Below are 22876 nucleotides of genomic sequence, written 5' to 3' on the forward strand. Positions count from 1 at the left end.
GAATGCTTCAGCGGAATCTTTCAACGCAAAGATCAAAGCACTAAGGGCTCAATTCAGAGGTGTCAGAAACGTGGAGTTCTTCATGTTCAGATTGATGAAAATCTATGCTTAATCCAACTTGCCCCCCCAGATTATTTGCTTGATCCCTTTCTTTGTTTATGTGCTGGGCGAGAAGCCTGTGCCGAACAAACGGCGGAGCAGGTTTGGAGGTAAGCCCAGCCTCAGGAGCACAAAGCCAACTTGAAAAAGTTGGCTTTCTTTGTTTATGTGCTGGGCGAGAAGCCTGTGCCGAACAAACGGCGGAGCAGGTTTGGAGGTAAGCCCAGCCTCAGGAGCACAAAGCCAACTTGAAAAAGTTGGCTTTCTTTGTTTATGTGCCGGGCGAGAAGCCTGTGCGAACAAACGGCGGAGCAGGTTTGGAGGTAAGCTCAGCCTCAGGAGCATAAAGTCAACTTGAAAAAGATGGCTTTCTTTGTTTATGTGCCGGGCGGGAAGCCTGTGCCGAACAAACAGCGGAGCAGGTTTGGCGGAAGGCCTAGCCTCAAGAACATAAATGGATCAAGCGGAATTCTTGGGGAGTAGAGGTGTTAAGCGTAGATTTTAGCTATTCTGAACAAGAAGAACTTTACATCTCTGACACCTCTGGATGTGGCTTTGAAAGCTTTGATTTTTGCATTGAAAGATTCCGCAGATGCATTCGTGCTTCGATTCATGAAGAAGTTTAGGATGGACAGGTAGTGGTTTTCAACCGATCAATGGTATTGATTCTTATAGGAAAGATATTTCATTTTTGCTAAATAGAGATTATCAGATGTAATATTCGTTTCGAACTTGATAAATTACGACCAAATCAAGCCAAGATGAAACAGGTGAATGTTGTAGAAGCGCTTACTAAGATCTTGGATGCACACAAGAAAAATGGTCAATAAATAATAAACTGTACTCATATTTATCACAAGAAAAGGCTATTTTCTTTGGTTGATTGAAAATATTTTGAAAATATTTTTGCTGACACATTAATCCTCATATCTTTGTACTAACAGAACCCGTCTGCATACCATAAGAACTGCATTCGGGTCATTTTTTTTAAAAGTGTCCAATAACAAACCAGCATTTAGCATATCCGATCAAATTAATCTGCTTAAACAGCGAGGGATGTTATTTAAAGACGAAGCCGCAGCTCATCATTTTTTTGCCAATATAAGCTATTACCGTCTTAAGGGTTATTGGTGGGATATGCAGGATGATTTACAGAGTCATGTTTTTAAAAAAAACACCTACTTCGAAGATATACTAGACAGGTATAACTTCGATAGGCATTTAAGACTTATTCTTTTCGACGCAATTGAACGTATTGAAATTGCCCTTAGAACAAAAATGATTTACGTTCTATCCATGAAATTTGGTGGACTATGGTATCTGGATACCTCTATTTTTCAGAGTGCAACACTAGAAATGAGAGGTAATACAAAAACATTGCATTTGCACACGCTGGATGAGCTTCAAAAAGAATTTAATCGTAGTCAGGAAATATTTATCAAAGATCAAAAGCATAGATTTCCCGGGCAAGATGCTGATGCATGGAAAATATTGGAAGTTGCTTCATTGGGCACCTTATCAAAGCTCTATAAAAGTTTAAATCACCAATTGCCTGAAAAGGCACAAATTGCAAATGAAATGGGCCTAAACTTGCATAATGAATTATCTAGTTGGCTGGAAGCAATTACTTATCTAAGGAATATAATAGCACACCATTCTAGGCTTTGGAGCAGAAGTATGGTCAAGACTCCACTAATGTTAAATAACCCCTCTGGTGCTTGGTTTAATAATATTTTAACACCTGTTCAGATTAAAAAACCCTTCCTTCTCATTTCTTGTTTAGTTTATCTATGTAACGAAGTTACTCCGGGACATCAGATCAAAATTAAAATTTTATCGCTTTTTCATGACTTTCCCACAATCCAAGTTTACAAACTTGGCTTTGTAAATAATTGGAACAAGACACCAATTTGGAGCTAGAAGAATGTTTACTATTGCTTAGCTAACTTCACATTGTGTTAGATAATCAACAGCAAAAGCTAAATATTTTTAAATTATGCCAAATCATTTTCATTAAATTTTCCCATTCTAGTCCATTCATCCAACAAATTTCTTGAAAAGCACCGGCCTCAGGAGCACAAAGCCAGCTTTTTCAAGTAGTTTTTTGTTATTATCTGGGCGAGAAGCTGTGCCGAACGACATAGCGGAGCCTGTTGCAGGTAAGCCAAGCCTCAGGAGCAAAGAAGCCAACTTTTTCGAGTTGGCTTCTCTCGTTTATGTGCCAGGGGAGCCTGTGCCGAATGTAAGCCCAGCCTCAGAAGCACAAAAACAACAGCCTCAGCCCGTAATCTTAAGCGACTGAATAAGGTCTTCCCGAGTGGTCAGATGAAATTTAAGCACTGCCGGGCTTCCAGGGAAATTGCCTGAAACCTCTGCGGTCAGTACGCTCTGCTGATCAGTTTCTTCATAGCTAAGCGGCTTCATTACGCTCTGGTATTGCTGGTTTGATTGTTCAATCCATTGCCTGATCGCCGCTTTGCCGGTATGGATCTTACCTTCGTCATGGACAATTGCTGTGTATGCAAAACAGTCCGCGTACTTCTCGCTGTCATGGTTGTTCTGAGCCTCTATCAGGCTCGCTACTACATTGGGTACATTCATTTGTTTATTCTTTTAGATGTTTAAATTGTTGGGGTTGTTCCTCCGTCTATAACAAACTGGCTTCCCGTCAGGTAATTTGCCCGCGGCGAGACCAGGAAACCGACCAGTTCTGCTACCTCTTCCGGCTGCGCAGGCCTGCCCATAGGGATTCCGCCCAGGGCGTCCATTACGGTTGCTGCGGCCTGCTCTACAGTAATGTCTGCGCTTTTTGCTATTCGTTCCATCATACGTTCTGATGCATCTGTCATGATCCAGCCCGGCGAAACTGTAAGTACACGCACCCCCTTGGGTGCAACTTCGTTCGATAGGCCCTTGCTGTAGTTGATCACGGCGGCTTTCGCAGCTGCATAGGGAAGTGTGGATTCATACAAAGGAAGTTTTCCCTGGATCGACGCAATATGAACGATCACGCCGCTTCCGCGCTCAAGCATCTGGGGGAGAAAGCCACGGTCCAGGCTTACCGGCGCCAGGAGGTTTGTACGAATCGATAATTCCCAGTCTTCTGCAGTCAAAGCGGCAAATCCTCCGCCTGGCGTCTCAGAACCGCCGAGGTTATTGATGAGCAAATCCAGTCTGCCAAATTTGCCCAGAACCTGGTTCACAAGAGCAGCAGCGTTCTCTGGCCGGCTTAAATCTGCCGGTATAAAGTTGAGTGACTCATCGGGTTCTTCCGGTTGATTTCTGGCGGTGATCATAACAGTTGCGCCGGCCGCCTGTAAGCGTTTGGCGATAGCCAGGCCGGTACCTTTTGTACCTCCGGTTACGAGTGCGGTTTTTCCTGCTAGTTCGTTACTTTTTGTTTGGGTGTGTTTCATACGTGTTGTTCTTTATGCGAATTTCAGCACTACCTAAAGGACTAACAAGTACGGGGTTACGAATCAGATACGGACAAATTTATCCGTATTGTTCAGGTTCGGAAGCAATCATATCTTTGTATTATGTACGAGAGAAAAATCCAGCCGCAGCTTAACTGCGGGTTAGATCTGGTGGGCGAAGTGCTGTACGGAAAATGGAAAATAAGGATATTGTGGTTCATCAGCGAAGGACATAAACGCCCCGGCGAATTGCAGCGCAAAATTCCTGATGTATCCAGAAGGGTTCTGAATGTACAATTGAAGGAACTTGAAAGCCATGAGCTCGTTACCAGGAAGATCTACCCGGTTATGCCACCAAAGGTTGAATACGATCTGACTGAATTCGGCAGCACACTTATTCCACTCATTCACGCGATCGGTCTCTGGGGAGATGAGCACCAGGATCGTTTGCGCGATGTCATAGCGAGACAGTATGCCGGCGGCATGACGGCCGAAGCAACTGAATAGGTTCGTGACGTTTTCTTTAGATTACGAAACGGCTTTCTCAGGCCGGTAGAAATGTGTTTAACATTTTACCGTTTTTATATGCTAGCGAGTCAATCAGTTTTAGCCGGGTCGTATCTGTGAAAATCGGTAACCCACTACCAATAGCTACAGGATTGCTAAAAATATAATACTCGTCAATCAGGTTTGCATTGATCAACGAACTGACGAAAGCGGCGCCGCCATAAACAATCAGATCCTTGTCTGCCTGTTCTTTCAGTTTTTGAACAGCGGCTACAAAATCTCCGTTTTCAACTTCAACATTTTTTCCATTTACCACGGCTTGCGAGCGGCTAAATACAATTTTCCGCATTTCGACCATACGCCTGGCAAGCACATATTCATGACTTTCGGGCATGTTGGCATAGACATTTTCCCAGTGATCAATAAACTCGTCTGTCATTTTCCGGCCGAGCAAAATGGCTTCACATTGTTCTGCAAGTTCAATCACTTTATCATATACGGCGTGATCTGCCTCCGCATCAAGCCACATCCAATCCAGCCGACCGTCGGGGCGGGCAACAAATCCATCCAGCGTCATTTGTACCTGTAGTTTTAGTTTTTTCATCGTATGGGTATCTGTGTTACGGATGCCAATATCAGTAAGTTGCAGAACAGTTTGCGGGCCTGTTCGCGACAAATGACAGTGTTGTTTACGATAGACGGATATGGCTAAGGGCGTCGCTTTGAACCCAAAAGGAACTCAGACGGTATTTGAAAGGAAGTTAACGCCAAAAATGATACATCAAAGACCTTAAGATCCGTTTCGCGTTAATTTTTATCCGTTTCGCGTTGGCGACCGAATCTATCTTCTCCGCACATTTGTAAACTACTCTTCCTTAGTTTAATAATGATCAAATGCTTTCAGTACTGCGTTTAGCGCCTGACAAATTTGTTGTACCGGTCAGCATAGCGTCGTTGACCCAGGTTCTGGAACAAGCCTTATAAGGGCATCGAAATCATGGCTCTTACAGGCAACAAAGCCTGTATTCAGATCCATACCGGTTTCGTTAGCCGGCTAGGTTGAAAGCGGCCACGGCTTAATGTGCCCGACCATGGTTTTAACAGGGATCTCAGGTTGGATGGGATAGACAATATAGCTGGTGAAAAAACCAACGAAAGATGGATTTGTGTATAGTATTGAAGTTTTTGACCGCAAAGGCTGGCTCACTGTTCATTTTTTGGAATACGGAAACCGGACATTCCTAAAAGCGAAGAATAGCGTAGCATTTAAACACCTCTCAGTTAAACCGCTCATGTGCGCCCCGGTTTGCACATGAGGTATCGGCGGTGCATACCAGTCTGCATGCCCGCTCTCTCCGGCACGCATATGCGCGGCCATGTACCGAGCCAACTGCTTCGTCATGGTCGCGGCGGCCGGAATATTATTCACCAATCTTAAGCTGCTGACGACCTTTTTTGGTCGCCTTGAGCTGTACAAGCTGAACATTAATCAGTTCACGTACGACAAAGCGCGCTTTGTTATGACCAAGATGGCCATAACCATTTGGGCAACGGTCCTCATAGGTTCCCACCGCATCAATGATCACGGAACTGTTCCAGTAGCTTTCGTGAACTTTTCGGAACAGGTCTGCCATTGCCTCTGAAAATTTAGCTGAATCGATATCCAGTTCCATGTCGGGTACATGGCAAGCCCGGTTTTCGGTTCTGATACTCCAGTATTCTTCAATCCCGCTATAGATGAGCCGGGTGTAAATCAGCCTGTCTGTATGTTTTGCAGAAAAACAGCATGTAAATTCCGCGAGGCCATTGTTGAGAACCGGCGGCGGTATTACAGATCGTGTTGTTTTCTGGCCGTAAGCAAACGAAACGCAGCTGTTAATGAAAAGAAAAATGCTTACACAAATAAATAGCCAGGCCTTCATCGCGTCAAGTTATGCTTTTCTCTTCATAATAAGGCCATTGGGCACTTTAAACGCCCTGCAGGGTTTTATTGATGCAGAAATGCGTGAACTATCGGTGATTTTCGCATATTCGGAGGAAAAGATTGCGGTATTTTCGGTTGATATTCAGTCTTTTGCTTATGGATTTAACATATTCTTAAAAGTTTTTTTACCATATTTACCTAAGACAGCTAGCAGGCTGCCATCAACCTAAAACCAAACTTTAATTTCATGAAAAAAAAACTACTCCTAGTTTTTGCGGCGATGTTGTTGCTGATCATGCAAGGCATGGCGCAGCAATTAACCGTAACCGGAAGGGTAACTTCTGCTGATGACGGCAGCGGTATGCCGAGCGTTTCTGTCTGGGTTAAAGGAAGTACCTCCGGAATCTCGACAGATTCAGAAGGCCGGTATTCTATCCGGGCTAAACAGGGCGATGTGCTCGTATTTTCATTCATTGGTGCGCTGACGCAGGAACGTACCGTGACCGGTGCCGGACCAATTAATATCCAGCTGGTGTCAGATTCGAAAACCCTTGATGAGGTTGCGGTAACGGCCTTTGGCATCAAACAGGAAGTGCGCAGCCTTGGCTTTGCCACACAAAATGTAAAGGCCCGGGAAATTGTTGAATCCCAACAGCCGAACCTGGTAAATGCACTTCAGGGAAAAGTTGCCGGTGTGCAAATTACCAATTCAAGCGGTGCAGCAGGTGCTTCTGCAAATATCATGATTCGCGGGGGTAGTTCGCTGAGCGGGAATAATCAGCCGCTTTTTGTCGTAGACGGTATCCCGATAGACAACACCACGCCGGTTAGTCAGGGTAACCTGGTCGCCGGGGTTGCACCGGGTTCTAACCGGGCTATAGACCTCAATCCCGAAGATATAGCAACTGTAACCGTGCTGAAGGGACCTGCAGCAGCTGCGCTGTATGGTATCAGGGCAGCTTCGGGCGCTATTGTTATCACAACAAAAAAAGGGGCGGGCGGCGCTGCACAGTTAACTTATACCAATACGTTTTCCCTTGATAATGTAAATAAACTGCCTGAACTCCAGTCGACCTTTAAACAGGGCGAGCTGGGTGTGTACAGTCCGAATGCCCAGATTTCCTTTGGCCCGGCTTTCGCAGCCGGTGAACAGGTTTATGATAACCTGGGAAATTTCTTTAAAACCGCGTTTACACAGAGTCATGACTTGTCCGTCAGCGGGAGCTCGGAAAAAACAACGTACTATACATCTGCCTCTCTGTTTGATCAGGGATCAATCGTTGACAATATCAACTTTGGACGTAAGTCTTTCCGCCTCAATGCCGACACCAAGATCGGTGAAAAACTTACGGTAGGCGGCTCTGCAAATTATGTGCGCACAGACCGGGAATTTGTGCCGCAGGGAAGCGCCAACGGAACCATGGGTGCGATCTACTGGCCACGTAATGATGACATGAGCAACTTTCTGAACCCCGATGGTTCCCAGCGTATTCTGAGTCCGTCAGGAACAGATAACCCATACTGGACCATTCAGAATAAGCCGATTACAAGTGCGCTGAACCGCCTGATCGGCATTGCGAACATCGATTATAATCCTTTCAGTTTTCTTAACCTGAGTTACCGTCTCGGTACAGACTTTTATACCGAACATTTCAAGGCGGTGAGGATGCCCGGCACCCGCGAGGCTGATGCGCTGCGCGGCGCGATTGGCCAGAATACAAATACCAATCAGATCACTACCTCGACCTTTATAGCAACTTTCAAAAAAGACTTTGGCGATTATCACTTTAGTCTTGCCGCCGGTCAGAATCTTGAGAATCTTCGTACACAAACGCTGACCGCTTCAGCTATCAACTTTATTGACCCGACATTTCCAAGCATCAACAATACCGTGGCCACAGATCGCAGTTTGTCTGAAACAATAAGCCGCCGCCGAATTGTGGGCGTATTCGGAGATCTGAACGTAGATTGGAAAAACATTATTTATCTGAATGCCCGTGGCAGAAATGACTGGACATCTACCATTCCGGTTGAAGATTATTCATTTTTTTATCCCTCGGTCGGCGCTTCTGTAGTCGTTTCAGATCTGTTAAAAGAACTTAAGCTTAAAACAGATGATAAGGTGTTTTCATATGGCAAGTTCCGGTTCGCCTATTCAGATGCGGGCAAAGATGCCCCGCCGCACCAGACGCGTGTTTCACTGGCATCCGTTACAAATACCTTTACCATCAATCCGCGCGGCTTTATCATAAACTCAAATAACCCATTTGGCAACCCGCTGCTTGTTCCTGAATTTACGCGTTCAATTGAAGCGGGTCTGGATTTCCGGTTTTTAAAAAACCGGTTCGGGGTCGATTTTACCTGGTATAGAAGTAAATCAGATAACCAGATCCTTGCCACGCGGCTTCCGCCGTCGTCGGGCGCATTTCTCGGTTATTTAAACGGAGGGTCAATCGAAAATAAGGGTGTAGAATTCGTTGTGAATGCGCGTCCTGTTGTATCGCAGGATTTTAACTGGTCTATCGATATCAATTTCTCGAGCAACAAGTCAATTGTAAAAGAACTGCCCGGCGCGCTCGACCGCGTAGAATTGTCTGATGCCTGGGTGGCCAGTAATGCTGCGCAGGGTGCTGCTTTCGTAGGCGGAAGTCTGTTTGGTATAAACGGTAACGTCTGGAAAAGAAACGCACAGGGCCAGTTGCTCCTGGGTACAAATGGTTATCCACAGGTGCAGACAGCCCTGGCCAATATCGGAGACCGCAATCCGGATTTCATTTCCGGTATTACAAATACGTTCAATTACAAGAATTTCAACTTTTCCTTTATGGTTGATATCCGGGTAGGTGGTGATGTATTTAACGCAACTGAGAATTCGCTGGTTCGATCAGGCCTGAGTATGAAAACGCTTGATCGTGGTACACGGGTTTTCGAAGGCATTATCGAGTCTACCGGTCAGCCGAATACGCTTGCCGTTCCGCTAAACCAGAACTATTACCAGACCATCTACGCCAATCAGGGTTATGATTTTGTGGAAGACGGAAGCTGGTACCGTTTGCGTTATGCAACGCTGTCTTACGCGATGCCGAAGGCCGTGTTAAATAAACTGAAGCTGAAAGGCTTGATGTTTACCCTTACGGGCAGAAACCTGGTGCTCATTACCGACTATTCCGGAGTTGATCCGGAGGTTTCAGGAAGCGGAGCCGGCGTAGGCGGAACCGGTTCATTTGGATTTGATAATCTGGGTGTTCCGGCTACCCGCGGTTTTGATCTTGGTTTGAAGTTAACATTATAAGTATTCCATGAAAACGATACATAACAAAATAGCAGGGCTGGCTGTGGCCGCTCTGATAAGTGCTGCAGGCTGTAAAAACTATCTTGATGTAAATCAGGACCCGAATAATCCCACAAAAATAGCTGCGGCAAACCGGCTTGTGGGGGCAATTACAACGACCAATGGTGCCGCCATGTGGCGTGGAGCGCGCGAAGTAGCCGGCGTAACGCAATACGGTACAACCAAATTACTTACAGGCACGAACAGAAATGCTGAGCAGTGGCGTTTCACTTCGGGATACTTTTTCTGGCAGAATGCCTATGTATTTACGATGCCCAATTGTGTGGATCTGATCAACCTCGGGCAGGAGGAAGGCAGTCCTTACTTTACAGGGGCGGGCAAGACACTTCTGGCGTTGAACTTTGGCATGCTGACCGATCAGTACGGCGCCATCGTGGTCGACGATTTTTACAATGGCACCAGTCAGCTTAACCTTTTGCCAAAAATGCAAACGCAGCAGGAGGTGTACCAGCGCATAGACAAAATGCTTGATGAAGCGATTGCAGCCTTCGATAATCCAACGAATAATACCGGTCTGAATGCAGCGAACGGCGACATCCTGTACAGAGGCGATGTGCAAAAATGGAAACGTTTTGCCTGGGCGTTAAAGGCGCGGTATCTAAACCACCTGTCAAAAAAAGGGTCGCTTTATAACCCGGCAAAGATTATTGAAGCCTGTACCAATGCCTTCAATGCAGACGGCATGGATGCGGAATTTCCGTACCTGGCCGGCGGCATACAAACTGACGAGAATCCCTGGTTCAGCTGGGGCGGATTTGTTACAACGGGAACCGATCCGAATGCCGCCACATATGATCCGCGGTATTTTGCCTGGAGCCAGTTCTTTGTTAATATGCTGAGCTCATTCCCCGTAACCAATACAACCTTTCGGGATCCGCGGATCAGCAGAATCATGCAGCCAGCGGCTTCAGATGGCCAATACCGGGGACTGCGTTCTGGTGCCGGGCTTGCCGCGGGTCAAGGTCTTCTGGCAAACGGACAGCCCGGCGATGCGACTAAAACCAATGGAAACGATTATGGCAGGTTCAGCAACAGCGGATTTTACACCAGCCGCACTTCGCCCTTTCCGTTCATCACATATTCTGAAGTGAAACTGATCGAAGCCGAGGCCCGTCTTCGTTCCGGCGATGTTCCCGGCGCGCTGCTCGCTTATGAAGAAGGAGTAAAGTCGAACATGCGAAAACTTGGCGTAACTGCTGCTGAGATCAATACATACTGGACAGCCCAGCTTGCAGATGGTCTGGCTGCGCATTTCGCGAGCCTGACCGGCGGATTGAGCCATATTATGCGACAGAAATACATCAGCCTGTGCCTGAACCCGGAAACTTGGGTAGACATGCGCCGAAGCGACTTCAGTCAGACCATTTACGGACCATCGCTTGTACGTCCTGTAAATATTAATAATGTGGTGTTCGATCAAAATAACGCTAACCAATGGATCAGGGGGATGGTGTACGAATCAAATGAACAAACCCGTAATCCGGAGGCGGTGGGCGACAACTCTGAACGGACGAGGCTGTTGACACCCCTGTGGTGGGACAGGGAATAAATCCCGGAGTGTAGATGCTAGGCTATGGACCATCAGCTTCCCGGCTATGGTCCATAGTCAGCTCCCTGACTGGCACGCGCATTAATGCTGGCAACAGCTTCATCAAGCTCCTTGCAGGATTGGGCTACCAGTTCGGTGAGTTCCTGCACGTCGCCGCCTGTGCGGGCGGCATCGGTAAGCAGAGCTGTCAGGCCAAGCAGGTTGCTAAGCGGCCGCCTTACCTCGTGCGAATTGGTCCAGGCTATATCGCGCAGCTGTTTATTCTGCTCCAGCAGCTGCTGCTCGTAACGTTTTTGTCGGTCGATGTCCTGCATGGCGCCGATTAGCCTGACCGGTTTCCCCTCTGCATCAGACAGCAGGCAGCCTTTGTCGCGTACATATTTCCAGGTGCCATCAGCACAAATGTAGCGGTATTCGACAATCCAGTCGGGTCGGCAGTTGCTGACAATGGCACGGAATTCAGAAATGGTCTTGGCACGGTCGTCAGGATGCACACGTTCCATGCTCCAGAAGTCGGCCGGGCTTAGTGCTTTGCTATAACCGTAAGTTTCTTCGAAACCCTGCATCCAATACAGTTTTCCTTCAGCCAGATTGAATTCCCAGATCACATCGTTCGTCGCTTTGTTAACCGCTTCATACAGCGATAGCAAATCGCCGATGCGGGCTTTATCTTTTAGTGTCTGGTCTATGTCGGTAATGGTTACAAGCACGGCCTGACTGCTTGCAGGCGGCAGCCGGTGAAAGGTGTAGTTTACTGTGAAGCAGCTACCGTCTTTTTTACAATGAATGGCCTGTCCGCCCTGGTTCTCAGGCTTATTTTTCTGATTCACAAAGGCCTTAAACCGCTCGCGGTCTTCGGGTGGCCGGATATCAAGTGCGGTCATGTTCAGAAATTCGCTTTCGGTGTATCCATACAAGTTGCACATAGCCGGGTTAACGGCCAAAATGCGCAAGGTTTCGCGATGCAGTACGTATATGGGAAGCGGATTGTTGTCGAAGAGTTTCTGGTAAGTGATGCGAAGTTTTTTGAGGTTTTCGCGATAGATACCGGCAAATATGATAACAGCGATGGCCGATGCAGCAAGAAGCGTCACGAATAGTTGAGATACGTTTTCCATAGAAAGTTAATATGGTGCGGTGGCAGATAATTGGCTAAAATTAAGATTTCCTGCGAGATAGGCAGTTCTAATGACAGGAAGTCTGCTGAATTTTTTATGCACCGGCCGGTTAACCGGTAGCGTGTGTATGAGGGTGATATCCGGGGGTCAAACTCAGGTGTTCACGAGATACGCGGGTTTGATCATATTGAAAAGCAGTTCTGGTGGTACTTCGGTCAGTGCAGCCCCGCCCTTCGCTATAGCCTTCGTACCTCAGGGCTGCCGCTGCGGTCGGGTTTATCAAACGAAGGCACTGCGTATAGGTGAGGTCCGCTCCCTGCACGCGGCACTTATCTGTACGAAAATGTAAGCCCGTTAGCTTTACAAGACTTAGTATCATAGGCAGAAAGTTTGAGTCAATGATCTTCGAATAAAAGCCTGTAAATAGTTTGTAGGAGGAGTAGAGTGTTTGTCCGACCACAAACAAATTGATTTTATGTGTGTTTTTTCGTTGGCATGACCCGGGAAAATTCAGTTAATGGTAGGAGATACGATGGAGGCGCCATAGTACATGAGATCATTTGAAATCAATCTGACCGTCTATCACCTGCGCAAGCTCAGCGGTGGTAGTGTTACAAGTAGCAGGTTATTATACAGAAAGATTAAGACCTTTTTTAAACTCGAAGCCCATCAGTGGCTCGGACTAATTCACTTTTGTAGGTATGCCGGTGTAGACTATCATGATGCCTACCGGGTACTTGCAGATGATTAGACTTTTTTCATTTTTGCCTTGACAAAAATGAAAATGTCTCTATATTTGCACTCCGTTCAGGAAAAGCATATGCTTTTTACAACGGACAACCGGAATTCCTGAGTAGCTCAGCCGGTTAGAGCATCTGACTGTTAATCAGAGGGTCGCTGGTTCGAGCCCAGCCTCAGGAGCGCAAAGCCAACTTGAAAAAGTTGGCTTTTTTATTTATGTGCTGGGCGAGAAGCCTGTGCCGAACAAACGGCGGAGCAGGTTTGGAGGTAAGCCCAGCCTCAGGAGCGCAAAGCCAACTTCCAGATTTACTTTATTTATTGTTCCCGAAATTATTGTGATCAATACATTCGGGCGGGTTCTTACCAACAAACTGTATTGATGATCCAGTACCAAGCTTGTTGATATATCATAAGATAAACGAATTTTAGTCGTTTATCTTATCTAAATTTGACAAGGTTAATTTCTTTCTGTATCTTTAGTATAAGATAAACGATAGTTAGCCGTTTATCTTATAATTATTTTACAATGGATATGTACGCTGCACTAAGGAAGTTCGCAAATCAACCGCTGACTCACCAGCTTTTGGCAAATCTTCTAAAAGACTATAAACGCCCCAATGATAAAATATTAGCTTTAAAAGCAGCTGACCTCATAGAACCTATAAAAAAAGGACTTTACATTACAGGGAAGTCTCTCGGATCTGAACGGCCGGAAAGCGCATTGCTGGCTAACCATATACTTGGACCAAGTTACGTTTCAATGGAAAGTGCGCTAGCGTATTATGGACTCATTCCAGAAAAAGTTTTTGCGGTCACTTCAATGACCACCAAAGCATCAAGAAAATTTCAGACCAGCATAGGATTATATACTTATATTAATCTGCCATTACCATATTATGCATTCGGTCTTACCACAGTGAAACTATCTGAGGGTCAGCAAGCCATAATTGCAACGCAGGAAAAGGCCTTATGCGATAAAATAGCCGGAACAGCAGGCATAACTTTAAGAAGCCATTCTTCTGCAAGGGATTATGTTTTTGGAAACCTTCGAATGGAAGAAGAGGATGTCGCCAGATTTGATCCAGATGTTATTCGAAGCTGGCTCGAACATGCACCCAAAAAGGAAAGCCTGAAAATGGTAATCAAAATGATCGAAAAAATATGATAAAAGAATGGCTTGAAGATTATCATCCTGCAAACAGGGAAGAAGCGAAAGATGCGTTGAGGGAAATCATGCAGGAAATCGCATTGGCAGGACTTAATCGGGCTGGTTTTTTTGAGAAGGCAGCTTTCTATGGTGGAACTGCACTTAGAATATTTTACGGCTTGGATCGGTTTTCTGAAGATCTCGATTTTTCTTTGCTCGCTGCTGACCCACACTTTTCAATGGATAAATATCAGGATGCTATCATTATTGAATTCGCTGCCTTAGGAATGAAAGTGTCAATTTCAGAAAAACAAAAGGCAGTAAAAAGCAATATCAATTCAGCATTTCTCAAGTCGGAAACCATATGGAAGGAACTTTTACTGGAAGGAATCATCCCGCAGAACGGTCTCAAGGAAGTGGCCAATATTAAAATTAAGATAGAAGTGGATAAAGCGCCGCCGCTCGGCTTTTCAACTGAGGAGAAGTTATTGCTCAGGCCATTCTCGTTTTATGTGAAATGCCTGTCGCTTCCCGACCTTTTCGCCGGGAAGATGCATGCACTGCTTTTTCGGAAATGGGGGAAAAATGTAAAAGGGCGCGATTGGTATGATATGGAATGGTACATTAAAAAAGGGTATCCGCTAAATCTCAATCATTTCCTGCTAAGGGCGAATGATAGCGGAGACTGGAAGAAAAAAACGATCAGCAAAGATGAATTCAGGAAATTGTTGAGTGAAAGAATTGACAGTGTGAACATGGAGTTCGTTAAAGCGGACATCTCCAGATTTACAAAGGATCCGAAGGTTCTTGAAATATGGTCCAGACGTTATTTCCACGACTTAAGTGCAAAATTAAAGATCAGCGAATCCTGATCCTGATACTAAAACAAGAAGTGATCGTTTCAAATGCTACGCTCCTTACAGAGATACGCGCCAACAACCGAAGTTTGCCTATTCTCCCGCACGAACATCCATGTCTGCTTCAATAGCAATCCCGGCCCGATGCAGAACAACCTGTGCATTTTCTTGATCGGTACTGAGCTCAAGCCAGCCTGTATGATATTTTCCTGCCTGCAGCAACTGTATCGGCAGGTAGCGGCGGTCGGTTGATGAAAAGGGTCCGGTCCAGTTACCGGCTCCACCGTCCAGATTTTTTTCTGAAAGAACATTGATAATTGCCGGGTACCATTCGAAGCCTGAAAAATTATCTATGGATACCTGCTGCCCTTTCGTGAATACTGGGACCGCCTCAGTGCCCGTATTTACGGCGATCCGGCTTGTGGATGTGCTGTACACCAAAAAAGAAAACTTGACTTTGGTGTTCAGGTCGTATGCTACATGATTAACTTTAAAAAGCAAATCATTTCTACCGTCTGCATTGAGGTCAAGATTAAAATCTTTGCCATATTTCAGTGGTTTGTGAGCCAGCTCGATAACTTTGGCTGCTGAAATCCGGGGGGCTTCCGGTGTTTGTTCGGCCGGCGTCTTCTTGCAGGCTGTCATTGCTAATAAAAGCCAAGCCGGCAGAAGCAACAGAAAGTGCCGCGTAAAACCGGTCAGATAACGAAATTCCATTTGAGCGTTTCAAATTAGATCAAAAAGCCTGGTTTTGTTACAGCGGGCTGCTGATTTTACGATCTTAGCTTACACAGGATCCATTTCATGTCTTCAGGTGTCTTGGCCTGCAAAAGCCTGTATTGCTTTGATTTTGAATCGAAGGTACATGTGCGGCATTTCCCGGGCGTCTTATCTTTCAGATACCTGATCACCCGGTCTTCGCTGATGTATGACCTGTATTCATTCTTTTTAATGCAGCCTTCACAAGCTGGCCCGCCTTCAACGAATTCGTATGTAAAGATCAGTTTTCCAGCACTATAATAATAATCCTCTCGCGCGTAGACATCACCAACCGTGCCATAGTCGACAGTTATTTTTGCGATTTCTCCATCCAGATAAAAGTAATCGACCTTCATCTGCTCATCACAGGTAAATTCAAAGTGTTTCTGTTCAAGAGTGGCGGTGTTGATACCTTCTACGCGTTGTCTGATAGACGCAATGGGGTCGGCAGGTTCAACTTTGTCGGGTTTAACTGGGGTAGCCTGTTCCTTTAATACAGTATCTGGCGCGTGTGTTTTACTTTGCGGTTCGGGGCGGCTGCATGCAAGCAGCAGCGCGGTTAGAAAAAGAAAAGATAAATGTTTCATCGCAAGCCACATTGCAAGAAGCAGGCCAACCTACCTGTTTACGCCAGTTGGTCTGTACGCCATGCCGGGGGGCTTTGTATGATGCGCAGAACCATGCCACCTAAACCTGATGGGCGTGGCGGCCCGGAGGCACGACGGCCATAACAGACAGCAGGGCGGCAGTAACGGGGAAGCTTCAGGCTTTGCTTTGCAACAAAAGACCATAGCCCATTCAGAAAATTGCAAAGCTTACGCTAAATTCTCTGCCAGTACTTTGGGCTATGCGCGTATAACCCTATTTTTGGCACCCCGAAGTACACAGATAATTGCCAGACATGAAGATCGCCCTCATTACCTATCAGCCTCCTGAAGGTGCCTCATACGAAATACTGTTTAGTGAAGAAGAACATTTGGCATCGGTTATACGCGACAGGGGTTATGATGTTGTACGTACGGCCTGGGATGATGCGGCTGTGAACTGGGGTCAATTCGATCTTGGGATTATCCGGTCGCCGTGGGACTACTTTGAGCGGTATGCGGAGTTTATGAACTGGCTGGACAGGCTGCAGAAGACAGGCTTACGGTTAATGAACGATTATGAGGTGCTGCGCTGGAACAGCGATAAGCATTACCTGAACGATATCTCTCAGGCCGGCTTTGCTGTGATACCTTCTGTTTTTATCGAACAGGGCACAGTGCCTGATATTGACAAAATTTTTGAAGAGCTTGGTCGCGATAAACTGATCGTTAAACCCTGCGTGAGTGGCGGCGCCCGAAATACCCGTATCCTTACCCGGGAACAAGCCGGAGAAGCAAAAACTCAACTTAGCTCATGGCTGAGCAGCGAGAGTTATATGGTGCAGCCATTTGTGGAGGAGATTAATGCCGGCGAATGGTCCTTTATCTTTTTTAATGGAAAGTTCAGTCATTCGTTGCTAAAGGTGCCGAGGCGCGGAGATTTCAGGGTGCAGCATGTCCATGGCGGCTCAATCCTTTGTCCCGATACTGATCCCGCTCATATCAAAGAGGCTTCATCGTTGGTCAAGCATTTTGCTGCAGACTGTCTCTATGCACGGGTAGATGCTGTTGTTGTGCAGGACAGACTGCAGTTAATGGAACTTGAACTGATCGAGCCTTATCTTTTTCTCGATACTGCACCCGGCTCGGCAGAGGCCTTTGCCGATGCGTTGCAGGCGCTTCTCGGTACGAAAGCCTGATCGGAATAGCTTAGCATTTCCTTTTATTTTGGCCGGCGCATGATTAACTAACCATTGTTGTCCGTTAAACATTTGCAGAACCAAATAAGATCTTTCTGAAAATCTTAAAGCAAGATCTGCCTGAGTCTTCGGAATCAAGCCTCCTGAATTTGATGTTTGTGGGTTTTACGTACAGGCGGTGGTTTTGATGACGGTTTTGCCTGCTTACTGTCACTGATAGTTGCGAACCGGCCTTGTATCTTCTCGCCGCAGAAAAGTATTAAAAGTCTTGCACTGTTTTAAGGAGGTTGGGAAGAACCAAGGAGGGGAACCAGCCCGGAACGGAATGGCGCAGGGATAATCCGGGCCTTTTCCCGCCGCCGTCGGACTTTTGATGCTTTTATGCAAGAAGAGATACACAGCCGGAGCGGTTTGTTCGTCTCTTTTATGTTATTTCAAATGGTACGAACGCTTTCGGCTATGCCTCAGGTGCTTCTTTTCCAAGAAAAAGAAGGAGCCCACGCGGCGGTGAGCGGTCCGATACCACAGTTTCAGATTTATTGAAAACCGAAGGGCTAAGACTATCGCAAAACTTTCCCGGGACAACAATGATTCACTAAAGGTTAGTCAGAACTGCCGCCGCTTTACGTCCATAGCATGCTGTGCACTTGTCTGTTTCGCAGTAGGGGCAGGCAGCAAAACATCTTCCATATAAAAAAAACTATATAATCTACCTATTTGGTAGTTTAATATTAAGTTTTTACATTTGGCCTATCATGAAAGCAATAAACCAAGCCCAAAGAAAACATCTCCCATTAAAATTCAAAAATCTGTATTCCTCCTGTTGTCAGTTTGTTATAGAATGATGAATACTGATCATTAACATTCTTCACTGTATAGTATGCCTATGCAGCGCGAATTATAAAATAAAAAAGGGAAGCCGAAGCTTCCCGGGAATACAAATAATAAACAGGACTCAGATTGGCGTCGGGCCTGCTTACGCTTACCTATAAACCCATTCAAAAATATGCATATTCAGGAAGAAAACCGAAGGGTTTTCATTCCGGCCGTCCGCATGCCGGAGAAGATACGTGTAACCTGCTTTTTGCTGTTGCTGCTGATCGCACCAAACCTTTACGCTCAGAACCAGCCTATGATCAACGCGAATCTCAGGGGACAAGTCATAGATTCAAAAACCAAAGAACCGCTGATCGGTGCGACAGTTCGGATAAAAGGTACAACCAACGGTGCGACCACTGATGTTGAGGGCAAATTCGCCCTGGTTACCGGTCAGAAACTTCCTTTTATTTTACAGGTAAACTATGTTGGTTATGAAGCAGCCGAAGTTGAAGTGGCTACCAGTCCGGCAACGATCAGTTTACGTGAACTTAACCAGGATCTGAACGATGTTGTGGTTGTTGGTTATGGGACGCAGAAAAAAGTAAATCTTACAGGGTCTGTTTCAACTATCGAGCAAAAGACGCTGGCAAACCGGCCGATTACAAACTCGACACAAGCCTTACAGAACGTTCCGGGTGTGTTTACGAACCAGACAAAGGGCAGGCCGGGGGCTGATGGGGCAAGCATCAGAATTCGTGGGAGCGGCACGCTGAACAACAACAATCCGCTTGTGCTGGTAGACGGTATCGAGTATCCGCTTGGCGATGTGAATCCGGGCGATATTGAAAGTATCACCGTATTGAAAGATGCCGCTTCTGCAGCTATATACGGGAACCGGGCGGCCAACGGCGTCATACTTGTCAAAACGAAAGGTGGCAGGAAGGGCGTATTCAGTCTTGATTATAGTTTTTATGCCGGTTCTCAGCAGGCTACACAATTCCCGGATGTTGTCACGAATACCGTCGAATACATGGAAGGAAAAAACCGGGCATTGGCGAACGAAGGTAAACCTGCCGAAAGCAGTCAGGCGCTTATCAACGAATTCAGAACCGGAACCGATCCCTTCATTTATCCGAACACAAACTGGTTCGATCTGATGTTCCGCAACGCTGCTATACAGGAACATAACCTGCGTCTTTCAGGCGGCAGTGAAAAAACCACATTTTCTGTTTCGCTCGGGTATCTTGATCAGGAAGGTATTATGATCGAGACCCTGGGTAAACGGTACTCGCTGAACGCAAACGTAAACGCAGATATTACTAAAAAACTTCGGGTGGGAGCTGCCATAACGGGTAATTTCTGGCACAGCAAGGAAAGCGCCTACAGCGCTGACGATGGTAACGGAGAGGGCGGGCTAATGGGTTTGACGTACCGTGGCCTTCCATTTCAGACAGCATATGCGCAGGATGGCAGCTACGCTGATCAGTGGATTCGCGTACCCGGCCATAACTTTTTTCGTAACACGGTCGCTTTATCAAAAGAGGGTTTCAATAAGAGGGACCAGTTCCGCACGCTGGCCAATCTGTTTGGCGAATATCAGTTGCCATTTAATATCCGCTACAAGACAACTTTGGCGGCAAACCTGATGTACGGGATAAACAAATACAACTATCCGGCTATCAATCTGACAAATCCGAAAACAGGTGTGATAACGCCCATTGGAAATACGCCCGCACGTGGTGTAAGGCAGGCAAGTGAAAACGCAATTAATCTGACAAATTTCCATACCCTGACCTGGGAGCAGCGTTTTGGACAGCATAATTTCAATGCGTTGGCTGGCTTTAGTATAGAGAGTTTCAGGGATGCAGATTTTTCGGCCTATAATCAGGGCTATCTGGGTAACGACCTTGAAGAGCTGAATGCAGGAAGCACCTCACCGCAGGTTACCGGTCGTTCGGGTTTGTCGAAGCTGCAATCTTACTTTGGGCGAATCAATTACAATTACCGGGAAAGATACCTGTTTGAGGCAAATTTCAGGTATGATGGCTCCTCCCGCTTTGCCGAAGGCAACCGCTGGGGTTTCTTTCCCTCATTCTCTGCGGGCTGGCGACTGAGCGAAGAAAGCTTTTTAAAAGGTACCGGTATATTCGATAACCTGAAACTGCGCGCTTCGTACGGGCAATTGGGTAACCAGAATCTTCCGCTGTTTAGTTATGTCGATGCGATCAGCCTCGGGCAGAATTATAATTTTAACGGTTCGGTTGTAAGTGGCGCAGCCATTACCCAGGTTGCAGATCCAAATATTACCTGGGAAACCACAGCGATGACCGATGTAGGGATTGAAGGCTCATTTCTTCGCGGCCGGATGAATTTTGAATTCGATTGGTTCAGTAAACAGACGACCAATATTCTTCGCCAGATCAGCATTCCCGGACAGGTAGGGAACCTTGCCGGACCGGTACGAAACATAGGAGCGGTGTCTAACCGTGGTTTTGAACTCACGCTCGGCTGGAAAGATGCATTTAAGCACTTCAGATACAATATTGATGCGAACATTACGAAGGTTACAAACCAGGTAACCAATCTGAACGGGCAGCGCTACTTCAGCGGAAACACAATTATCCAGGAAGGTTCACCGATTGATTCTTTTTTTGGTCTTGAAGCCGAAGGTATATTCCAGTCGGCCGCCGAAGTGGCTGCCAGCCCGTTTCAGAACACCGGCACACAGCCGGGCGATCTCAGGTACAGGGATGTTGACGGAAACAATATCATTGACAACAACGACCGTGTCGTGATCGGCAACAGTATTCCAAAGTATGTGTACGGTTTTTCGGGTGGAATAGGCTGGAAGAACTTCGACTTCAGTTTCATTTTTCAGGGTCTGCAGGATGTTGATACCTACCTGACCGGAAACCTGGCACAACCATTTAAAAACGGTGCCGGCGTAACACGCGACTGGTTAACAGATTCGTGGACGCCGCAGAACCCCTTTGCACGGCTGCCGCGGCTCACAACCTCGAATGGATATCCTCAAAATTTTCAGACCTCGGGGTTCTGGGTGCGCGACGCATCTTACCTGAGACTTAAAAATGTTCAGCTGGCCTACACACTCCCGCAAAAATGGACCTTAAAAGCCGGCGTGAGTTTGCTGAAAGTTTTTATGAACGCGCAGAATTACCTGACTATCACCAATTTTAAATTCAGCGATCCGGAGCGGAATTTAACCCGTGCTGATCTCATTGAATACCCAAACGCGAAAACCATTACTGCCGGTCTTAATCTATCTTTAAAATAACATGAACATGAAAAAATATCTGTACCTGCTGTTCCTGTTGCCTGTGTTGCCGGCCTGCCAAAATTTTCTCGATGTTACGCCAACAGACCGGTTTACCCAGGATACGTATTGGCGAACAAAAGACCAGGCCGAAGCTGCGCTGAATGCAACTTATGCCGCGCTGTTTTATAACGTATATGCAGCCGGCTCGGTTTATACCGATGCACTTACCCCCAATTCTTATCAGTACAATAACGAGTACAACCTTATCTCACGCGGATTGCACAACGCGGCAACCGGATTCTTTAATGACGCATGGAATGGCTCCTACCGCGGAATCGGCCGGGCAAACAACCTGCTGGCAAACATTGACCAGGTGCCTATGGATGTGGCACTTAAAGAACGCTTTAAGGCCGAAGCTAAATTTCTCCGGGCACTATTTTATCTGCCCCTGTGGAACTATTTTGGCGGCGCGCCACTGATTACCTCAGCGACTGATTTTGAAAACCAGGCATCATTACCGCGAAATAAACCCGAAGAGCTGCTCGCACAGATTCTGAAAGACCTCGATGAGGCAGGCAGCGGCACTGCACTTCCGTTGAGTTATTCAGGAACTGACAAAGGCAGGGCAACCCGGGGTGCAGCGCTTGCCCTGAAAGCACGGGTATTATTGTATGCTTCGCGCTGGGCGGAAGCAGCTGATGCGGCGAAACAAATGATGGATTTGAAGTCGCATAACCTGTTTCCCGATTATCGCGGTATTTTTTTTCTGGAGAATGAAGGCAATACCGAGGTGATCTTCGATTTACAGTACCGCTTCCCGGAGTTTACCCACTCGCTTGACATCAGCCTGGACCAGCAGTTGGGTTCGGCACCGCTGCCTGACCTGCTGAATGATTATTACGCAACAGATGGCAGGCCTATTTCCAGCTCGGCGGTTTACAATGCACAGCGCCCATATGAGAACCGCGATTCACGGCTGCAGGCAACCATCATCGTGCCTGGGAGCCAGTTTAAGGGCGCTACCGTAACGCCTGTCCAGTACCCCAGTACCGGTCTTGGAATGAAAAAATACACTATATTTAAGGACAATGAGCGGCCGGTAGCAGCACCCACCAGCGGAACCTCTGAGCTTAACTATATTCTGTTGCGTTATGCAGATGTCCTGCTTATGTATGCAGAAGCAAAAAACGAGGCCACCGGACCGGAGCAAAGCATCTATGATGCGCTGAACCTGATCCGTACACGTGCAAAAATGCCGGCTGTATCTGCCGGTCAGAGCCGGGACCAGTTGCGTGAGGAAATCAGGCATGAACGCCGAATTGAGCTTGCCGGGGAAGGTTTATACTACAATGATCTGCGCCGCTGGCGGAAGGCTGACCAGCTGCTGAACGGTGACGTACGGAACCTTGCCGGTAACCGCATCGACAGCCGGCAGTTCAATGCCGCCCGGGATTACCTGTGGCCTGTCCCTTCAATAGCAATTCAAAATAATCCGGCGCTTAGTCAGAATCCCGGCTATAATAAATAA

Annotated in this window: 19 protein-coding genes, 1 tRNA gene and 1 pseudogene; 13 read left to right on the forward strand and 8 right to left on the reverse strand. The window is 46.7% G+C overall.

All coding sequences use genetic code 11. The annotated features are described in order from the left end of the window. The coding region (locus tag EJV45_RS13395) for a transposase (protein WP_165305061.1) at positions 1–112 on the forward strand (112 nt) is incomplete at its 5' end. 475 nt (positions 113–587) lie between these two features. On the opposite strand, the pseudogene EJV45_RS13400 reads toward EJV45_RS13395, so the two are convergent. Further along, positions 588–752: pseudogene (locus EJV45_RS13400) on the reverse strand (transposase); the annotation flags it as partial. 403 nt (positions 753–1155) lie between these two features. Between EJV45_RS13400 and EJV45_RS13405 the strand changes: the two are divergent. Next, positions 1156–2019 carry an Abi family protein gene (locus tag EJV45_RS13405; protein ID WP_129716208.1) on the forward strand — a complete coding sequence of 288 codons (864 nt, stop codon included), beginning with the start codon at positions 1156–1158 and terminating at the stop codon, positions 2017–2019. Positions 2020–2376: 357 nt separating this feature from the next. Here the strand turns inward: EJV45_RS13405 and EJV45_RS13410 are convergent, their stop codons facing one another. Further along, positions 2377–2700 (reverse strand): nuclear transport factor 2 family protein, encoded by a 324-nt coding sequence (locus EJV45_RS13410; protein ID WP_129716210.1) that lies wholly within the window; start codon positions 2698–2700, stop codon positions 2377–2379. 20 nt (positions 2701–2720) lie between these two features. Next, the gene (locus EJV45_RS13415; protein WP_129716212.1) at positions 2721–3515 is read right to left on the reverse strand and encodes an SDR family oxidoreductase; all 795 of its coding nucleotides are present in this window, start codon (positions 3513–3515) and stop codon (positions 2721–2723) included. 123 nt (positions 3516–3638) lie between these two features. Between EJV45_RS13415 and EJV45_RS13420 the strand changes: the two genes are divergently transcribed. After that, on the forward strand, positions 3639–4022 hold the full coding sequence (locus EJV45_RS13420; protein WP_129716215.1) for a helix-turn-helix domain-containing protein: 384 nt from the start codon (positions 3639–3641) through the stop codon (positions 4020–4022). A gap of 37 nt (positions 4023–4059) precedes the next feature. Here EJV45_RS13420 and EJV45_RS13425 read toward each other — a convergent pair whose 3' ends face one another. Further along, entirely contained in the window at positions 4060–4626 is a 567-nt protein-coding gene (locus tag EJV45_RS13425) for a dihydrofolate reductase family protein (RefSeq protein WP_129716217.1), read from the reverse strand. A gap of 384 nt (positions 4627–5010) precedes the next feature. On the opposite strand from EJV45_RS13425, the gene EJV45_RS19780 reads away from it, so the two are divergent. Next, positions 5011–5085, forward strand: a complete 75-nt coding sequence (locus tag EJV45_RS19780) for a hypothetical protein (protein WP_370291426.1) — start codon at positions 5011–5013, stop codon at positions 5083–5085. 358 nt (positions 5086–5443) lie between these two features. Here the strand turns inward: EJV45_RS19780 and EJV45_RS13435 are convergent, their stop codons facing one another. Beyond that, entirely contained in the window at positions 5444–5944 is a 501-nt protein-coding gene (locus EJV45_RS13435; RefSeq protein WP_129716219.1) for a hypothetical protein, read from the reverse strand. Positions 5945–6193: 249 nt separating this feature from the next. Between EJV45_RS13435 and EJV45_RS13440 the strand changes: the two genes are divergently transcribed. Beyond that, complete coding sequence (locus tag EJV45_RS13440; protein ID WP_129716221.1) at positions 6194–9238, forward strand: SusC/RagA family TonB-linked outer membrane protein; 3045 nt, start codon at positions 6194–6196, stop codon at positions 9236–9238. Positions 9239–9245: 7 nt separating this feature from the next. Beyond that, on the forward strand, positions 9246–10847 hold the full coding sequence (locus EJV45_RS13445; RefSeq protein WP_129716223.1) for a SusD/RagB family nutrient-binding outer membrane lipoprotein: 1602 nt from the start codon (positions 9246–9248) through the stop codon (positions 10845–10847). A gap of 44 nt (positions 10848–10891) precedes the next feature. On the opposite strand, the gene EJV45_RS13450 is transcribed toward EJV45_RS13445, so the two are convergent. After that, positions 10892–11965, reverse strand: coding sequence for a PAS domain-containing protein (locus EJV45_RS13450; protein WP_129716225.1), 1074 nt, complete (start codon positions 11963–11965; stop codon positions 10892–10894). Between the two features lie 550 nt (positions 11966–12515). On the opposite strand from EJV45_RS13450, the gene EJV45_RS13455 reads away from it, so the two are divergent. The 4 genes from EJV45_RS13455 (at position 12516) to EJV45_RS13470 (ending at position 14725) form a co-directional block, all read left to right on the forward strand. Further along, positions 12516–12716 carry a hypothetical protein gene (locus EJV45_RS13455; RefSeq protein ID WP_129716227.1) on the forward strand — a complete coding sequence of 67 codons (201 nt, stop codon included), beginning with the start codon at positions 12516–12518 and terminating at the stop codon, positions 12714–12716. 96 nt (positions 12717–12812) lie between these two features. Continuing rightward, a tRNA-Asn gene (locus tag EJV45_RS13460) sits at positions 12813–12886 on the forward strand. A gap of 346 nt (positions 12887–13232) precedes the next feature. Further along, complete coding sequence (locus EJV45_RS13465; RefSeq protein ID WP_129716229.1) at positions 13233–13871, forward strand: hypothetical protein; 639 nt, start codon at positions 13233–13235, stop codon at positions 13869–13871. Beyond that, positions 13868–14725 carry a nucleotidyl transferase AbiEii/AbiGii toxin family protein gene (locus tag EJV45_RS13470; RefSeq protein ID WP_129716231.1) on the forward strand — a complete coding sequence of 286 codons (858 nt, stop codon included), beginning with the start codon at positions 13868–13870 and terminating at the stop codon, positions 14723–14725. Before EJV45_RS13465 ends, EJV45_RS13470 begins: the two co-directional genes overlap by 4 nt. 78 nt (positions 14726–14803) lie before the next feature. Here EJV45_RS13470 and EJV45_RS13475 read toward each other — a convergent pair whose 3' ends face one another. Both EJV45_RS13475 and EJV45_RS13480 read right to left on the reverse strand, forming a co-directional pair. Further along, on the reverse strand, positions 14804–15427 hold the full coding sequence (locus EJV45_RS13475) for a hypothetical protein (RefSeq protein ID WP_129716233.1): 624 nt from the start codon (positions 15425–15427) through the stop codon (positions 14804–14806). Positions 15428–15483: 56 nt separating this feature from the next. Continuing rightward, positions 15484–16056: a hypothetical protein gene (locus tag EJV45_RS13480; RefSeq protein WP_129716235.1), complete on the reverse strand. Its 573-nt coding sequence runs from the start codon at positions 16054–16056 to the stop codon at positions 15484–15486. A 314-nt stretch (positions 16057–16370) separates the two neighbouring features. On the opposite strand from EJV45_RS13480, the gene EJV45_RS13485 reads away from it, so the two are divergent. From EJV45_RS13485 to EJV45_RS13495, 3 genes are all read left to right on the forward strand, one after another. Continuing rightward, positions 16371–17252, forward strand: a complete 882-nt coding sequence (locus EJV45_RS13485; RefSeq protein WP_129716237.1) for a RimK family alpha-L-glutamate ligase — start codon at positions 16371–16373, stop codon at positions 17250–17252. A gap of 1006 nt (positions 17253–18258) precedes the next feature. After that, positions 18259–21366: a TonB-dependent receptor gene (locus EJV45_RS13490; protein ID WP_240755286.1), complete on the forward strand. Its 3108-nt coding sequence runs from the start codon at positions 18259–18261 to the stop codon at positions 21364–21366. A 7-nt stretch (positions 21367–21373) separates the two neighbouring features. Further along, positions 21374–22876 carry a RagB/SusD family nutrient uptake outer membrane protein gene (locus EJV45_RS13495; RefSeq protein ID WP_129716240.1) on the forward strand — a complete coding sequence of 501 codons (1503 nt, stop codon included), beginning with the start codon at positions 21374–21376 and terminating at the stop codon, positions 22874–22876.

It is taken from the genome of Pedobacter sp. SYP-B3415, from assembly GCF_004138205.1.
GTDB lineage: Bacteria > Bacteroidota > Bacteroidia > Sphingobacteriales > Sphingobacteriaceae > Pedobacter.

What these genes read in the sequence shown, in the direction of transcription:
- EJV45_RS13405 (WP_129716208.1), top strand. Translation starts at nt 1,156, where the DNA reads ATGTTATTTAAAGACGAAGCCGCAGCTCATCATTTTTTTGCCAATATA.
- EJV45_RS13410 (WP_129716210.1), bottom strand. Translation starts at nt 2,700, where the DNA reads ATGAATGTACCCAATGTAGTAGCGAGCCTGATAGAGGCTCAGAACAAC.
- EJV45_RS13415 (WP_129716212.1), bottom strand. Translation starts at nt 3,515, where the DNA reads ATGAAACACACCCAAACAAAAAGTAACGAACTAGCAGGAAAAACCGCA.
- EJV45_RS13420 (WP_129716215.1), top strand. Translation starts at nt 3,639, where the DNA reads ATGTACGAGAGAAAAATCCAGCCGCAGCTTAACTGCGGGTTAGATCTG.
- EJV45_RS13425 (WP_129716217.1), bottom strand. Translation starts at nt 4,626, where the DNA reads ATGAAAAAACTAAAACTACAGGTACAAATGACGCTGGATGGATTTGTT.
- EJV45_RS13435 (WP_129716219.1), bottom strand. Translation starts at nt 5,944, where the DNA reads ATGAAGGCCTGGCTATTTATTTGTGTAAGCATTTTTCTTTTCATTAAC.
- EJV45_RS13440 (WP_129716221.1), top strand. Translation starts at nt 6,194, where the DNA reads ATGAAAAAAAAACTACTCCTAGTTTTTGCGGCGATGTTGTTGCTGATC.
- EJV45_RS13445 (WP_129716223.1), top strand. Translation starts at nt 9,246, where the DNA reads ATGAAAACGATACATAACAAAATAGCAGGGCTGGCTGTGGCCGCTCTG.
- EJV45_RS13450 (WP_129716225.1), bottom strand. Translation starts at nt 11,965, where the DNA reads ATGGAAAACGTATCTCAACTATTCGTGACGCTTCTTGCTGCATCGGCC.
- EJV45_RS13455 (WP_129716227.1), top strand. Translation starts at nt 12,516, where the DNA reads ATGAGATCATTTGAAATCAATCTGACCGTCTATCACCTGCGCAAGCTC.
- EJV45_RS13465 (WP_129716229.1), top strand. Translation starts at nt 13,233, where the DNA reads ATGGATATGTACGCTGCACTAAGGAAGTTCGCAAATCAACCGCTGACT.
- EJV45_RS13470 (WP_129716231.1), top strand. Translation starts at nt 13,868, where the DNA reads ATGATAAAAGAATGGCTTGAAGATTATCATCCTGCAAACAGGGAAGAA.
- EJV45_RS13475 (WP_129716233.1), bottom strand. Translation starts at nt 15,427, where the DNA reads ATGGAATTTCGTTATCTGACCGGTTTTACGCGGCACTTTCTGTTGCTT.
- EJV45_RS13480 (WP_129716235.1), bottom strand. Translation starts at nt 16,056, where the DNA reads ATGAAACATTTATCTTTTCTTTTTCTAACCGCGCTGCTGCTTGCATGC.
- EJV45_RS13485 (WP_129716237.1), top strand. Translation starts at nt 16,371, where the DNA reads ATGAAGATCGCCCTCATTACCTATCAGCCTCCTGAAGGTGCCTCATAC.
- EJV45_RS13490 (WP_240755286.1), top strand. Translation starts at nt 18,259, where the DNA reads ATGCATATTCAGGAAGAAAACCGAAGGGTTTTCATTCCGGCCGTCCGC.
- EJV45_RS13495 (WP_129716240.1), top strand. Translation starts at nt 21,374, where the DNA reads ATGAAAAAATATCTGTACCTGCTGTTCCTGTTGCCTGTGTTGCCGGCC.